This window comes from Gracilibacillus sp. HCP3S3_G5_2, assembly GCF_052063305.1.
Taxonomy (GTDB): domain Bacteria; phylum Bacillota; class Bacilli; order Bacillales; family Amphibacillaceae; genus Gracilibacillus.
Genome location: NZ_JBQHXU010000006.1, coordinates 214,514 through 228,701, shown reverse-complemented (window position 1 = coordinate 228,701; position 14,188 = coordinate 214,514). Strand labels below are relative to the sequence as shown.

Sequence of the window (14,188 nt, the reverse complement as noted above, 5' to 3'; positions counted from 1 at the left end):
AGCAAGCAGAACAAAACGGTACTTAAAACAAGATTAAGTACCAAAATGAAATCGAAGATCATAAATTTGGTCGTAAGAGAGCTGGTAAGTGGACTTTAGAGGGGATATGTGCATATTCCGGCTACTGCTAGGTCTCGTTTTAGTAGATAACGGAAGTACATCAGAATGATACGTTCTTAGACAACCTCCTTTCACCATAAATTAGTTACGAAGGGAGCGATTCTTTTGAGACAATTAGATTGGACCATGATATTGTTTGTTAGCTCTACATTATTGCATGAATATTGGTTGTTATCAGGTCTACCTCGTATTTACTTCTGGGATGTGAAAAGACAACAATTAAATCATTTGAATGATGATGAGCATAGGAAAATTGCTTAATTACTTAGAAAATTCCATAAAAAGTCTAATGATCAATTATGGAAGGATCTAAACGAACATGATAAACACCTAGTACACTTTTCCTTCTTACTGAATTTACTAGTAATAAATGTATGTAGCAAGGGGGAGAAGAATGGTACGGGTACGCTTAATTCCATATAAAATGGAAAAACAGATTGACGACACGAGTGAAGTTCCTGCCGGTATCGAAATGATCCAAGCACCCAAAAAGTGGGAAGCAGGTTATAAAGGTAGCGACGTTGTCGTTGCGGTAATTGATACAGGGTGTGATCCAAACCATCCTGATTTACGAAGCCGAATTATTGATGGGAGAAATTTCACTACTGATAATTATAAAAGTCCTCGAGATTTTTCAGATCAGAATGGACATGGTACACATGTGGCTGGTACGATTGCGGCTGTGCTCAATGGCCGAGGGGTAGTCGGAGTAGCTCCTGAAGCAAAATTATTAATATTAAAAGCTTTTGATGCCAAAGGCTCTGGAGAATTTAATAGCATTATACAAGCGATTCAATACGCTATAAAATGGCGTGGTAGAAATGGAGAAAAAGTTCGAGTTATTTCCATGTCCTTCGGTATAAAATGGGATGTACCAGAGCTTCATCAAGCGATTCGAAAAGCAATAGCTAATGACATTTTAGTTGTATGTGCTGCTGGAAATGAAGGAGACGGAGATGCCCGAACAACAGAACGAATTTACCCCGGTTATTATAAAGAAGTAGTGCAAGTAGGTGCAGTAGATCATGAGGGCAATATGGCTAAATTTACGAATACGAATAATGAAATTGATCTAGTGGCACCTGGCGTAGATGTATTGTCCACTTATTTGAATGGAAAATATGCGAAAATGTCGGGAACATCCATGGCAACTCCGCATGTTTCCGGAGCTGCAGCAATTCTGATTGAACAAATGGAACAGGAGTTTGACAGAACATTAACAGAACCAGAAGTATATGCTCAACTTATTAAATCAACGTCCCCATTAGGACATAATAAAAGAGTGGAAGGAAACGGTTTGATTACTTTAACGAACGAGCTTGTATATAAAAAGAATTCTGAGCAACCAAAAGTGGCTAAAGCTAAAAACAATAAACCAGTAGACGGTGGTGGCTTTGTCATCTCGGATGTAGAAGTGTAAATGCAAGAATTTATGCGGAAAATTTTAGAGCAGCTTCTTAAATCTAATAGTCTATTTACATTCGATGGTCGCATGCTAAAGATGTTTTGAGTTGTCCATCTCTTCCAGTATTGTTTTTGATTTAGGAAGAGATTTTGAACAGGCGAAAAACAACTTGTTATATTTTTTGCAGTATAGCCTACAGAAGAGAAAAGTGATAATCTATGTTAAAATAAATTAGCTAGCTAAAAGATATTATTTTAGCTTACATGCTTTTTGAAATAGAGGTTTTATTTCTATTTCTGCCTTTTAAATAGGACTTGAGGTAGAAAATGAGCTCAATCTGAAGGAGTCCAACATGCCAATTATTAATAAATTAAATCTTACTAAATATCAAAATATTACGGTGCTTAATCAACCGAGTGATGTTCATTTATTTGATGGCTATCAAACAGGATTAACTGGGGATCATGATGCTATTTTCATTTTTGTAGAGACGATGGATGAAATGGTCAGTTATACTGAGAGGGTAATCAAAGAGGAACAGTTGCTTGAAAAAGGCTACTTATTTTTTGCCTATCCGAAAAAAGGAAATAAACGATATGATACGTTCATTCATAGGGATGAAATTTTCCCTTCACTACAAGTAGGAGAAGATGGATATATACAAAATAGTGACTTGAAATTTTCACGTATGGTGAGTATGGATGATGTATTCACTGTCGTTGGCCTCAAGCGTGAAAAAAAGAAAATGAAGAAATCAAAAGCAGCAAGTCAGAATGTAGCGGATTATGAGGACAAAGTAAAAGATGTGGAGAAAATGTTAAGTGATTATCCTAATGAGCTTAAGTTTTATCGAGATTTAACGCCAGGCTATAAGAGAGAGTGGGCGCGTTATATCTTTTCCGCGAAACAACAACAGACACGTGAAAAACGTCAGGCACAGATGATTGATATTTTATCAGAAGGATATAAATCTGTGGATTTATATCGTCAAAAGAGAAAATAAGAAGCCTTCAACTGAAGGCTTCTTTCATTATCTTCCAGATAGAAATAAAGCGAAAAAAATGAATCGTTTTATCTGTAGTAATTACTTATTTTTAAAAAAGTACATCGTTAATGGGCCAAATACCACAACTAAAGCAATGGAGATATAGATGACGATCATCACATCACCATTTCCACTACCATGGATAAGTGTACGAACCGCATCCACTACAAATGTGATTGGGTTAATATCGACAAACTTTTGAAGCCAGCTGGGCATTGTCGCCGGATCAACAAATACGTTACTTAAAAAAGTAAGCGGGAATAAGAACATCATGCTGATCGCCATTAATGCTTTTTCTGAGCGTACGATAATTCCGAGCATCGTCCAGATCCAGGATAAACTAAATGAGAACAAAAGAAGAATAGCTACACCGGTAAGGACACCACTAAAACCAGCTTCTGGCCTAAATCCTAAAATATATCCTAGTGTTACCATGATAGTCGAGGCAATTAAGTATCTTAAGGTGTCTATGAGCAATGCGCCAACCAATACAGCAGGTTGCCATATCGGTAAAGAACGAAAACGATCAAATACACCTTTTTCGATATCTTTATTCAAATCAAGTCCTGTATACATCGTAATCATGGAAACCGTCATGACTAATATCCCAGGTAACACGAAATTTAAATATTCCCCTGTAGAACCGGAAATCGCCCCACCAAACAAATAGGTAAACATTAATAAATAGATAATCGGAAAGAGCGTGACATCAAAAAGCTGTTCCGGTACATAACGAATTCGTAATAGGGCACGCCAAGCAAATGTGGCTGACGCTTCGAGCGCTGTCGGACTTTTTGGCCGTGTTCGATTTGTTAATACTTCTTCAATGTTGGAAAGTTTACTCATTTGCCGTCTCGTCTCCTTCTTGGTTTGGTACATTACCTGTTAGTGTTAAGAACACTTCATCTAAACTTGGTTGACTCATAGAAAAGTCTTTGATTTGTACATTGGCATTGGCTAATTCACCAATTGCTTTCGCTGCCTTACTATGCTCTTTAATCATAATAGTTAGTGAAATATCTTGTTCATTCCTAATTGGATTCTGTTCGAATTGTGAAGTAAAGATACTCTGTGCTTTTTCCAATTCATTGATATCATCGAAGTGTACGGTTAGGCTACCGGCACCAAGCGAGGATTTTAATTCCTGACTCGTACCTTCTTTAATCAGCTTGCCATGGTCGATAACGCCGATTAAATCTGCTAATTGGTCTGCTTCTTCTAAATATTGGGTAGTTAAAAAAACGGTAGTGCCATTTTTCACAAGTGCTCTGACGATATCCCACACTTGATTTCTACTTCTGGGGTCTAGTCCTGTGGTCGGTTCATCAAGGAAAAGTAGTTCTGGGGAGGTAACAATACTTGCAGCAATGTCGATACGTCTACGCATTCCGCCAGAGTATTTTTTTACTTGGCGTTTGGCAGCTTCTTCTAATTGAAAGGCTTGTAATAACTCATCTGCACGTTGGTTTGCCTGTTTTCTACTATAGCCTACTAATCTACCAATGAAAATAAGATTCTCTCTACCTGATAATTCTTCATCAACGGAAGCAAATTGCCCGGTTAAACTGATAGAATGCCTGACTTTATCTGCTTCTTGGCGGAGATCATATCCCATCACTTTGGCATTACCTTCATTTGGTTTTAATAAGGTTGCCAGCATACGAATAGTGGTTGTCTTGCCTGCACCATTGGGTCCAAGAAATCCATAAACAATTCCTTTTGGTACTTTTAGGCTAATCCCATCCACTGCTCGGTGCTTACCAAAGATTTTAACTAAGTCAGTTGCTTCGACCGCATATGTACTCATGTAACCAATCACACCTTCCTTATATTATTTTCCATCCCTAAGAGTATAGCATATAAATGATTGTCTATAGTAGTAAAATCAGGAGAATTGGATGATTTCATGACAGATGAAATGGTTCATTTTATATAATTTGTGAGTTTCGGTACCTAAGATGGCATGATTTGTTATACTCTGAGTATAAAAGGAATGAAGCCAAGCATGGATAATATCATACAATATTTATCAGTCTTTTATGTTTAATGAATGTGTAAAAGGGGGGAGGTAAAATGAATATCATATATAACAGTTTGGAGCAAGCCCATTTAGTTGAATATACCGCTTTAACGATCTTATCTGTTATTACTTTTAAACGAATTCAGACAATCGAAACGAAACGTGCGAAATTGAAAAGGGAAATAAAAGATAAAACTTATCGTGTTTGATACGTTGTCTCCTGATACTTTGTTGGGGGGATTTTTAATGGTATGACTACAAGCTAAACCATGAAAAATAGTAGTGATTTTCAATCTGCGGTAATAGAGTAAAGTGGAAAACAAGATGGGGATGAAATGATTGTAGAATAATTTTATTTAGAGCTCTATAATATATTGGTGAGTGGTGTCATTACGTCATCAATAGTACTATGAAAAAGTAAAACAAGGTGTGCTTAGGCAGCACACCTTGTTAATTATTCTACTTCAGCAGTAAAGATTGCAGCATCTTCAAATGAAACTAAAGGTGCAAAATAAATCTCGATTGGGCCTTCCTCAATCCCAAAGTGTTCCTCACCTTGAATGTTCTTTCCTGGCTGTAAACTACCCATTGTATTTTCTAGTGGATAGCTGTCCATCTTACTACCTGTGTTATCGTAAACTTCTAGGTCCATACCGATTGGAATTTCTTCATCCTTGTTATTTTCAATTTCATACTCAATTTTTACTACCATCGTAGGATCTTCATCTGCAAATTCATTTCGCTCGTCTGTTGTCGAGACAGATTTTAGTGTGAATTTAACTCCATCAACTTCAGCAGAATCTCCTACCGTTAATGTCTCGTTACTTTCTGTTTCTTCGCTATCCTCTTCCTCTTCAGTAGCTTCAGCATCCTCTTCATTTGTATCTGCTTGTTCTTCAGCATTAGTACTAGAATCAGTACTTCCTTCCTCATTGCCATCTTCTGTACCGCATGCTGCTAGCACCATCGTTAATAAAAGAACTAGCATTAATAATAGTTTTTTCACAACTATTACCCCCTTATTTTATTTTTATCTATGTTAATTTCATTAACATCAACAGAATTGCATCCATTCAAAGTGGTCAATCATTATTACGCAAAAAAATACATTAGACGTAAGACTTTTATCCCTCTAATGTATTTTGGTAAATACATTATACTATAAATTACCTAATTATTATACCTTTTTTTCAAAAAATGAGTGATTTTTCTACATTTTTATCTAATCCTTTTTACCTACATATATTTATGAAGCATTTTCTTCCTACATTTTCGTGTTAAAATCTCAATAGGAGAATACATGATTAAGGATGAAAAAGAATAGGAGTGAGCATGGTGAAAAAATGGATAAATAAACTCTTCCGTTCGAAAAATCATCGTAAAAAGCAACCTATCTCTAAACCTCCTTATGACGGAAGATTATCGCTACTTTTCGTATATAAAGATTTTAATGATACACAAGAGGAATTGGAAAAATGGCTGAAGGATGGCCAAGATGAGGAATTTTGGGAATATCCATCTATTGGCGAGACGGGTCCAATGGGCTATGATCAGGCGAAAGATAAATACCGAATTCCTATTCCCATAAGTTATACGTACCCGGTCATTTTTGTTTATGACTTTTCCGGGTCTTCTAATAGTTACTTGGATCCATTATATTATTCAACTGATAAGAAAGAGATTAAACGATTTATTGAAGAATATGAAGAATCATTTGCACAGAGTCTAAAACAACACATGACTTAACAAATCTAAAAAACTTCCATATACAGAAGTTTATAGTTTAGCCTCCGATACTTCGTGATATAAGTCTATAAGGTAAGAAATAAAGGAGGATAAAGCAATGATTGTTTATATAGTATTAATTCTTATTATTGGGATTATTTCTTTTGTGCTAACATATCGGGAGCTAGGTAGAAGTGATCCAAATTATCACGAAAAAAAGAGACCCCACTTAAAATTTCTAAGTATGATCTACGTTGTTGCTATAATAGGTTCCCTTATTGCCCTGGTTGCTTATATGAGTGCAACATGATTGCTATTTTAATTAAATCCCAAAAATGATAACAACGATCATTTTTGGGATTCTTCCAACCTCTAAATCGTCTTCAAATAATACCATACCGCATTCGTAAATAGCTGCACTTGCGACGCAATAGGTGTTTCCTCAAATACTTGCAGAAAAGGCTTCAACAGCTTTTGGATAACGATCTTACGAATACGCTCCCGTTCTAATTCTTCTAGAATCACATCAAATAAATCCTGCTGTTCTTCATTAAATTGATAGTGTGCTTTTAATTGATCTGCCATTTCCATTACGTCTGATTTCGTGACCACCTTTTTACGGACATTTGACTGAAGTATGTCCATTGCAAAGCTATTTAATAGGGTACTACCTTTCTTTTTCATTTCTGGAATCAACCGTTCTACATAAGTTAAAATAGTTTCAATCAACTCGTGTAATGAATATTGACTGTTGGTTAGGTTGAGTGTAAATAACATATATTGTAGCATGCCGAAATACAAAACAGTTGCTTCTGTTGCATACTCTCGAATATCATCTCCCATTACATCTACTAGTCGGTTCGCGAACCATTCCATTTCAATCACTCTATGTTGTAGCACTAATTTTTTTAAATCTGCTTGATCGCTGGATAAAATATTTTCAAACAGTGCTCGTAAATTATGTTTCTCATTTAGTTTCATTAGTATAGTAATTTGTTCTATTAACACTTCACGATCCTGAGGGTCTTTGCCGATTTGCATAGCAGCTCGTTGCTGACTTGCATCATAACGGATGTTTTCTAATATTTCGGCAATACAATCATTTTTAGAAGCAAAATAATTGTAAAATGTTCCCTTAGAAATGTTAGCTTTATCGATAATTTCTTGAATGGATGTCTGCTGAAACCCTTTTTCGACAAACAGTTTTAAAGCAATATCTGCCACTTTTCTTTTACGTTCATTCATCGCAATCTACAGTCCTTTCTATATAAAATAGTATACGTTTCCTTATCTGAAAAAACAAAGAAATTAAACTTTCAGTACAAAAACATTGAAAAAATTGTACTACAGGTATAAAATATTCAAGTGCTCTATATATTAAGTAAAGATAAGAGGGAAAAACATGAATACACAACTAAAAAAGACACCATATTTAATGATTAGTATTTTGTTTATAGGTGCTTTCGTTTCATTTTTAAATAACTCATTGTTAAACGTAGCTCTTCCATCTATTATGGTTGATTTAGAAATTAAAGATTATTCTACGGTACAATGGTTAGCTACAGGATATATGCTTGTCAGTGGAATTTTAATCCCTGCATCAGCATTTTTAATTACACGTTTTTCAAACCGTAGCCTATTTGTAACAGCTATGGCAATTTTTACGTTAGGTACAGCATTGGCAGCTTTTGCGCCTAATTTTGCTGTGTTATTGACTGGACGTATGGTTCAAGCAGCAGGTTCATCTGTAATGGGACCTCTATTAATGAACATCATGTTAGTAAGCTTTCCACGTGACAAACGTGGGGCGGCGATGGGCGTTTTTGGTATGGTTATGATTGCGGCACCAGCAATTGGACCTACATTATCAGGGTATATTGTGGAATACCACAACTGGCGATTACTTTTCGAAATGATTTTACCGTTAGCGATTATCAGTTTAGTCCTAGCTATTTGGAAGTTTGATAATGTCATGGAACAAGATAAAAATGTCAAGCTTGATTATTTATCTGTTGTTCTATCCAGTGTCGGCTTTGGAGGGGCGTTATACGGAGTAAGTAATGCGAGCTCACAAGGCTGGAGTGACTCAGTCGTAGTCACCACATTAATTGTTGGCGGTACTGCATTAATTCTATTTATTGTTCGCCAATTGAAAATGGATGAACCATTGCTAGATTTACGCCCTTATAAATATCCAATGTTTGCACTGGCATCCGTGATTGCGATTGTCAACGCAATTGCGATGTTCTCAGGTATGATTTTAACTCCTGCATATGTGCAGGATGTTCGAGGTATTTCACCACTTCAATCAGGTTTAATGTTGTTACCAGGTGCGATAATTATGGGAGTGATGTCCCCTATTACCGGACGACTGTTTGATAAATTCGGTCCGCGTATTTTGGCGATAGTTGGACTTACTGTTACTGGAATATCCACTTATTTACTAGCACATGTACAAATAGATTCAACCTATACTTATATAGTAGTTGTTTATTCTCTACGCATGTTCGGTATGTCCATGGTAATGATGCCAATCATGACAAATGGTTTGAACCAGCTGCCAACATCGCTGAACCCGCATGGTACAGCGATCAACAATACGGCACAGCAAGTTTCTGGTTCAATTGGTACAGCTGTTATGGTAACAATTATGAACTCTGTCGCAACATCAGAAGGTGAAAAATTAATGAGTGGTGTTGATCCAACAACCTTGACAGATGCATCAGTTGCTTCCATTTCTCAAGAAGCTCTGCTTAGTGGCATCCAGTATTCCTTTTATGTAGCCTTAGTAATTAATATTGTCGCACTCATATTAGCGTTATTTATGAAACGAGTGGATACTAGTGATAAATCGGTAAAAGAAATTGAAAAGCAGGGAAAAAGTAAAGTGAAGCCAGTTGTATCATAAGGAATAAAGCGTAGTATCGTAGTAGGTACTACGCTTTTTACATAACTAATGAAATAGACAAAAATGGCTCGAAGAAGAAAAAATGTCCATCAGAAGCACTATGACGGACAAAATCCTCCCAAAAGAGAAAAAAGTGTCCATCAGAAGCGCCATGACGGACAAAATTATCTCAAAAGAGAAAAAAATGTCCATCAGAAGCCCTATGACGGACAAAATCCTCCCAAAAGAGAAAAAATGTCTATAAGAGAAGGCCTCAATCACAAAAGAACAAGCAAACTTTCCTTTGCAGACTCATTTTTCATCTATCAAACAATCATGCTTACTTTAACAATTAGAGTCGAACCCACTATCACTAATAACCTGAAAGTCGTTTTTATAGTCTATAGTTACAGTGCCGTCTGCTAAATAGCGTTTCGTAAAAGCATCCACCTGAATCGCAATGCCACTAGTATGATAGATACTGTCGTTCTTTCTAGGTGTGTCAAAAATAAATAAAAAATCAATTGCTAAACCGCAACCGCCTTTCATGATAGCATCAATTCTAGGTAAGTGGTCATCTTGTAATTTGACTTCATGTAATTTCAGTTCTGCTGCTTTTGTAAGATGAAGCTTCATGATATGTGCCCTCCTTCACTTTAGATAACGCAAAACAGGTTTTCGTGCTGCTTTTGTTTCATCTAATCTACCGATAACTGTTGTATGAGGAGCGTCTAATACTACTTCTGGAGCTTCCTCTACCTCATTGGCGATTTGGATCATGGCATCGGCAAATGCATCTAATGTTTCTTTGGTCTCTGTTTCAGTCGGTTCTATCATTAATCCTTCCTCTACGTTTAGTGGGAAGTAGATTGTAGGTGGGTGATAGCCGAAATCAAGTAGACGCTTGGCAATATCGAGTGTTCTAACACCAAGTTTCTTCTGTCTTGCACCAGATAAAACAAATTCATGCTTACAGGTTTGCGGGTAGGGAGATGCAAAGTGTGTCTCTAACCGTTTTTTTAGATAATTGGCATGTAGAACTGCAGATTCAGAAACTTGCCTTAGTCCTTCTGCACCCATTGTTCGAATATACGTATAGGCACGAACGAGAATGCCGAAGTTTCCATAGTAACCTTTGACTCTACCGATCGATAACGGTTCATCATCCTTCAGCACATAGTTTCCACTAGCCTTCTCGATACGAGGAACAGGTAAAAAAGGAATAAGTTCTTCTGTGACACCGACAGGTCCTGCACCAGGTCCACCGCCACCATGTGGAGTGGTAAATGTTTTGTGTAAGTTCAAATGAACAATATCAAAGCCCATTTTGCCTGGTGTGGTTTTACCTAAAATCGCATTAGCGTTAGCTCCATCATAATAGAGGAGCCCTCCTGCTTCATGAACCACTTCGGCGATTTCTACTATTTCTTTTTCAAAGAGTCCTAATGTGTTAGGATTGGTTAACATCAGAGCGGCTGTATCTGCTCCAACGTGTTTCTTTAATTCTTCCAAATCGACTAATCCTTCCTCATTAGATGGAATCGTTACGGTATCAAAGCCTGCTACAGTTGCACTTGCTGGGTTGGTACCATGAGCAGAGTCTGGTACAAGTACTTTTGTTCTATTTTCCCCGTTATGCTGATGATATTTTTTCGCGATCATTAAGCCAGTCCATTCTCCCTGTGCTCCAGCAGACGGTTGAAGTGTGACAGCATCCATTCCAGAAATGACGGCTAAATCCTCCTGTAACTCATATAATAATTGGAGTGCGCCTTGCATGGTTTCTGCAGGTTGGTACGGGTGAATCTGGCTGAATCCTTCTAGTCGAGCAACTTCTTCATTTACTTTTGGGTTGTATTTCATCGTACAGGATCCAAGTGGATAGAAGCCATTATCCACCCCATAATTTTTATGAGAAAGTGCTGTATAGTGACGGACAAGTTGAAGCTCGGATACTTCGGGAAGAGCAGCTTCTGTTTCTCGTAATAAGTGAGACGGGAATTTCTTAGCTAGATCAATTGTGTCAACATCACTCTCAGGAAGGTCGACACCAGTACGGCCTGGCTGACTAATTTCAAAAATCAATTCATTATATGCCGTCATGATAATGCCCCCAATTCTGTTACAAAATGATCGATTTCTTCTTTTGTTCGTTGTTCCGTTACTGCGATGAGCATTTGGTTTTCCAGGTCATAATGTTTACTTAGATCATACCCTCCGATAATACCAGCTTTGAGTAATTGGCGATTTGCTTCGTAAACCGAGACGGGTAATTCCACAATAAATTCATTAAAGAATGGCCCTTGATTTTTGACGATAAATCCTTTTTCTGAAAGGCTTTTTGCCATGTAATCTGCTTTTTCGATATTTAGCTTTGCCATTTTGCGAACACCGTGTTTGCCAAGTGCTGACATAAAGACCGCAGAAGCGAGTGCGTTTAATGCTTGGTTGGAACAAATATTGGATGTTGCCTTTTCACGACGGATATGTTGTTCACGTGCTTGTAATGTTAAAGTGAAGCCACGATTACCTTGTGCATCCGTTGTTTGGCCGACAATCCTTCCAGGAATTTTACGCATTAATTTTTTTGTTACAGTAAAATAACCGCAATGTGGGCCACCGAAGGACATCGGAATTCCTAACGGCTGCATATCTCCGACAACGATATCGGCACCTAGCTTACCTGGTGCTTGTAGGAGTGCTAATGCTAAAGGATTGGCACTAACAATTAATAATGCACCATTTGCTTGAGCAATTTTCTTTATTTCTGATAGATCTTCGACTGAACCAAAGAAGTTTGGATATTGTACGATAATGGCTGCCGTTTGGTCATTGGTTTTTACTTCGATATCTTGGATGTCCGTGATATCAGCTGCCAGTCCAATTTCTTCAACATGATATGCTGGTCCTGTTGCAGCTGTTGTTAATATGTCACGTGCTTCAGGGTGAACAGCTTGTGATACGAGCACTTTCGAGCGCTTCGTTGTCGCTACTGCAAGTGCTGCTGCTTCTGACACAGAAGTGAATCCGTCATACATTGAGGAGTTAGCGACATCCATTCCTGTCAATTCACAAATCATTGTTTGAAATTCAAAAATTGCCTGTAGCTCGCCTTGACTAATTTCGGGTTGATACGGGGTATAGGCTGTATAAAATTCGGATCTCGAAATCATATGATGAACAACACTTGGAATATAATGATCATACGTTCCAGCCCCAAGGAAAAAGGAATACTGATTGGTATTCGTATTTTGCGTTGCAAGCTGTCGCATCCTTTTCATTAATGAGGCTTCAGGTAAGGCTTTTGGAATTGTTAATTCTTCTGTTAAGCGGATGCTCTCCGGAATGTCCTCAAACAAGTCATCAATAGATTCCACATTTAATAATTCGAGCATATTCTGTTGATCCTGCTTTGTATCTGGAAGGTATCTGAAACTGGAAGTCATCTTAATTCTCTCCTTTGTTAATAAAATCTTGATAGGCAGCTTCATCTAAAAGGTTTTCCAGTTCTTCATGGTCTGAAAATTCGATTTCAGCTATCCATCCTGCTTGATATGGATCTTCGTTTATTAATTCAGGTTGGTCCTCCAGTTCTTCATTAATATTGACTATTGTTCCAGATAGGGGAGAGTAGACTTCAGAAGCGGCTTTCACCGATTCAATCACCCCTAGTGAGTCATTGGCAGCTACTTGCATGCCAACTTCCGCATTCTCGACAAAAACAATATCACCTAATTCTTGTTGAGCATGATTAGTAATCCCTATTCTTGCTCGATTTCCTTCTAACAGTAATACCCACTCATGTTCTCTACTGTATCGTAAATGATTGGTCATAGGATCTCTTCCTTTCGTATAAAAATGTAGTTATTTTTTCTTGTAAAAAGGTGTCGGAACAACAACTGCATTAATCAATTTATTACGAATTTTCACGCTTAGTTTAGTACTTGGTTTTGCATATTGTCGATCGACAATGGCGAGACCTAGTTGCTTTTTTAACGACGGTGAATGGGTCCCAGATGTAATAAAACCAATTTTTTCCTGATCTGCTGAAAAGACCTCATATCCATGTCGTGGAATACCTCGCCCTGTTATTTCTAAACCGACTAGCTTTCGTGATGATCCAGCTTGCTTTTGGTTAGCTAATGAAGATTTGCCAATAAAATCGCTAGTCTTATCTAGCTTAACGGTAAATCCAATACCAGCTTCAATTGGCGTTATGGTGGCATTCAGTTCTTGACCATATAAAGCTAATCTTGCCTCAAATCGAAGCGTGTCACGAGCACCAAGTCCACATGGTACAAGTCCTTGATCAACTGCTAACAGCTCCTTCCATAGCTTAGGTGCGTCCTGATTAGCAAGATATAATTCAAAGCCGTCTTCACCGGTATAGCCAGTTCTGGAGATTAACACCTCACTGATGCCAGCAAGCTCGACACTTTGTTCAAAATGAAAAGGTCTAATTTTACTTAGATCGATAGCCGTTAACTTTTGTAATAGTTGTTCCGCTTTTGGGCCTTGGATGGCAAGTTGTGCAACCTGATCAGAAATATTTTGAACTGACACATTGTTCGTTGCATGCTTCTGAATCCAGTTGAAATCCTTCTCAATGTTTGCTGCATTGACGACCAGGAAATATTGTTGATCAGCTAATTTATAAACGAGTAAATCATCGACCGTACCACCATTCTCATAACACATGGCCGTATAAAGCGCTTGGTTCACAGCTAATCTCGTTACATCATTCGTGATCAGGTAATTAACAAAGCTTTCTGCATCATCACCTTCAATAAGGATTTCCCCCATATGTGAAACGTCAAAAAGTCCTGCTTTTGTTCGAACAGCATGATGTTCATCGATAATGCTGGAAAATTGTACAGGTAAAGCCCAGCCACCAAAATCAATTACTTTCGCTCCATAATCTTTGTATAACTCATAGAGCGGCGTCTTTTTTAAAACTGTTTTATCACGCATGTTTTGTACCACCTT

General features: G+C 37.6%; 15 protein-coding genes. 6 read left to right on the top strand and 9 right to left on the bottom strand.

Going from position 1 to position 14,188, the window contains the following annotated elements; genetic code table 11:
• Positions 1 to 225 precede the first annotated feature (225 nt).
• The 3 genes from ACTNEP_RS11185 (at position 226) to ACTNEP_RS11175 (ending at position 2,528) form a co-directional block, all read left to right on the top strand.
• Positions 226 to 381, top strand: a complete 156-nt coding sequence (locus ACTNEP_RS11185) for a hypothetical protein (protein ID WP_441162077.1) — start codon at positions 226 to 228, stop codon at positions 379 to 381.
• Positions 382 to 514: 133 nt separating this feature from the next.
• Positions 515 to 1,540 (top strand): S8 family peptidase, encoded by a 1,026-nt coding sequence (locus tag ACTNEP_RS11180; RefSeq protein WP_441162076.1) that lies wholly within the window; start codon positions 515 to 517, stop codon positions 1,538 to 1,540.
• Positions 1,541 to 1,877: 337 nt separating this feature from the next.
• Positions 1,878 to 2,528: a YdeI/OmpD-associated family protein gene (locus ACTNEP_RS11175; RefSeq protein WP_441162075.1), complete on the top strand. Its 651-nt coding sequence runs from the start codon at positions 1,878 to 1,880 to the stop codon at positions 2,526 to 2,528.
• 81 nt (positions 2,529 to 2,609) lie between these two features.
• Here the strand turns inward: ACTNEP_RS11175 and ACTNEP_RS11170 are convergent, their stop codons facing one another.
• Both ACTNEP_RS11170 and ACTNEP_RS11165 read right to left on the bottom strand, forming a co-directional pair.
• Positions 2,610 to 3,416, bottom strand: coding sequence for an ABC transporter permease (locus tag ACTNEP_RS11170; RefSeq protein WP_441162073.1), 807 nt, complete (start codon positions 3,414 to 3,416; stop codon positions 2,610 to 2,612).
• Positions 3,409 to 4,377 carry an ATP-binding cassette domain-containing protein gene (locus ACTNEP_RS11165; RefSeq protein ID WP_441162072.1) on the bottom strand — a complete coding sequence of 323 codons (969 nt, stop codon included), beginning with the start codon at positions 4,375 to 4,377 and terminating at the stop codon, positions 3,409 to 3,411. Before ACTNEP_RS11165 ends, ACTNEP_RS11170 begins: the two co-directional genes overlap by 8 nt.
• Before the next feature lie 266 nt (positions 4,378 to 4,643).
• On the opposite strand from ACTNEP_RS11165, the gene ACTNEP_RS11160 reads away from it, so the two are divergent.
• Positions 4,644 to 4,799, top strand: coding sequence for a hypothetical protein (locus ACTNEP_RS11160; protein WP_441162071.1), 156 nt, complete (start codon positions 4,644 to 4,646; stop codon positions 4,797 to 4,799).
• A gap of 245 nt (positions 4,800 to 5,044) precedes the next feature.
• Here the strand turns inward: ACTNEP_RS11160 and ACTNEP_RS11155 are convergent, their stop codons facing one another.
• Positions 5,045 to 5,596 carry a DUF5067 domain-containing protein gene (locus tag ACTNEP_RS11155; RefSeq protein ID WP_441162070.1) on the bottom strand — a complete coding sequence of 184 codons (552 nt, stop codon included), beginning with the start codon at positions 5,594 to 5,596 and terminating at the stop codon, positions 5,045 to 5,047.
• Between the two features lie 329 nt (positions 5,597 to 5,925).
• On the opposite strand from ACTNEP_RS11155, the gene ACTNEP_RS11150 reads away from it, so the two are divergent.
• The gene (locus ACTNEP_RS11150; protein WP_441162069.1) at positions 5,926 to 6,336 is read left to right on the top strand and encodes a hypothetical protein; all 411 of its coding nucleotides are present in this window, start codon (positions 5,926 to 5,928) and stop codon (positions 6,334 to 6,336) included.
• Between the two features lie 351 nt (positions 6,337 to 6,687).
• On the opposite strand, the gene ACTNEP_RS11145 is transcribed toward ACTNEP_RS11150, so the two are convergent.
• Positions 6,688 to 7,560 (bottom strand): TetR/AcrR family transcriptional regulator, encoded by an 873-nt coding sequence (locus ACTNEP_RS11145; protein WP_441162068.1) that lies wholly within the window; start codon positions 7,558 to 7,560, stop codon positions 6,688 to 6,690.
• A 157-nt stretch (positions 7,561 to 7,717) separates the two neighbouring features.
• Here ACTNEP_RS11145 and ACTNEP_RS11140 point away from each other — a divergent pair, with 157 nt between their 5' ends.
• Positions 7,718 to 9,223 carry an MDR family MFS transporter gene (locus tag ACTNEP_RS11140; protein WP_441162067.1) on the top strand — a complete coding sequence of 502 codons (1,506 nt, stop codon included), beginning with the start codon at positions 7,718 to 7,720 and terminating at the stop codon, positions 9,221 to 9,223.
• Between the two features lie 324 nt (positions 9,224 to 9,547).
• Here ACTNEP_RS11140 and ACTNEP_RS11135 read toward each other — a convergent pair whose 3' ends face one another.
• Genes ACTNEP_RS11135 through gcvT form a run of 5 tightly spaced genes read right to left on the bottom strand, consistent with a single transcriptional unit; the run spans position 9,548 to position 14,173 of the window.
• Positions 9,548 to 9,838: an iron-sulfur cluster biosynthesis family protein gene (locus tag ACTNEP_RS11135; RefSeq protein ID WP_441162066.1), complete on the bottom strand. Its 291-nt coding sequence runs from the start codon at positions 9,836 to 9,838 to the stop codon at positions 9,548 to 9,550.
• Between the two features lie 15 nt (positions 9,839 to 9,853).
• Positions 9,854 to 11,305, bottom strand: coding sequence for an aminomethyl-transferring glycine dehydrogenase subunit GcvPB (gcvPB, locus tag ACTNEP_RS11130; RefSeq protein WP_441162065.1), 1,452 nt, complete (start codon positions 11,303 to 11,305; stop codon positions 9,854 to 9,856).
• Positions 11,302 to 12,648, bottom strand: coding sequence for an aminomethyl-transferring glycine dehydrogenase subunit GcvPA (gene gcvPA, locus ACTNEP_RS11125; RefSeq protein ID WP_441162064.1), 1,347 nt, complete (start codon positions 12,646 to 12,648; stop codon positions 11,302 to 11,304). The genes gcvPB and gcvPA overlap by 4 nt, the downstream gene beginning before the upstream one ends.
• Position 12,649: 1 nt before the next feature.
• Positions 12,650 to 13,036 carry a glycine cleavage system protein GcvH gene (gene gcvH, locus ACTNEP_RS11120; RefSeq protein WP_441162062.1) on the bottom strand — a complete coding sequence of 129 codons (387 nt, stop codon included), beginning with the start codon at positions 13,034 to 13,036 and terminating at the stop codon, positions 12,650 to 12,652.
• Positions 13,037 to 13,066: 30 nt separating this feature from the next.
• Positions 13,067 to 14,173, bottom strand: coding sequence for a glycine cleavage system aminomethyltransferase GcvT (gcvT, locus tag ACTNEP_RS11115; RefSeq protein ID WP_441162061.1), 1,107 nt, complete (start codon positions 14,171 to 14,173; stop codon positions 13,067 to 13,069).
• Positions 14,174 to 14,188: the final 15 nt, after the last annotated feature.

Coding starts and splice junctions, on each gene's coding strand:
- ACTNEP_RS11180 (WP_441162076.1), top strand. CDS start 515: ATGGTACGGGTACGCTTAATTCCATATAAAATGGAAAAACAGATTGAC.
- ACTNEP_RS11175 (WP_441162075.1), top strand. CDS start 1,878: ATGCCAATTATTAATAAATTAAATCTTACTAAATATCAAAATATTACG.
- ACTNEP_RS11170 (WP_441162073.1), bottom strand. CDS start 3,416: ATGAGTAAACTTTCCAACATTGAAGAAGTATTAACAAATCGAACACGG.
- ACTNEP_RS11165 (WP_441162072.1), bottom strand. CDS start 4,377: ATGAGTACATATGCGGTCGAAGCAACTGACTTAGTTAAAATCTTTGGT.
- ACTNEP_RS11160 (WP_441162071.1), top strand. CDS start 4,644: ATGAATATCATATATAACAGTTTGGAGCAAGCCCATTTAGTTGAATAT.
- ACTNEP_RS11145 (WP_441162068.1), bottom strand. CDS start 7,560: ATGAATGAACGTAAAAGAAAAGTGGCAGATATTGCTTTAAAACTGTTT.
- ACTNEP_RS11140 (WP_441162067.1), top strand. CDS start 7,718: ATGAATACACAACTAAAAAAGACACCATATTTAATGATTAGTATTTTG.
- ACTNEP_RS11135 (WP_441162066.1), bottom strand. CDS start 9,838: ATGAAGCTTCATCTTACAAAAGCAGCAGAACTGAAATTACATGAAGTC.
- gcvPB (WP_441162065.1), bottom strand. CDS start 11,305: ATGACGGCATATAATGAATTGATTTTTGAAATTAGTCAGCCAGGCCGT.
- gcvPA (WP_441162064.1), bottom strand. CDS start 12,648: ATGACTTCCAGTTTCAGATACCTTCCAGATACAAAGCAGGATCAACAG.
- gcvH (WP_441162062.1), bottom strand. CDS start 13,036: ATGACCAATCATTTACGATACAGTAGAGAACATGAGTGGGTATTACTG.
- gcvT (WP_441162061.1), bottom strand. CDS start 14,173: ATGCGTGATAAAACAGTTTTAAAAAAGACGCCGCTCTATGAGTTATAC.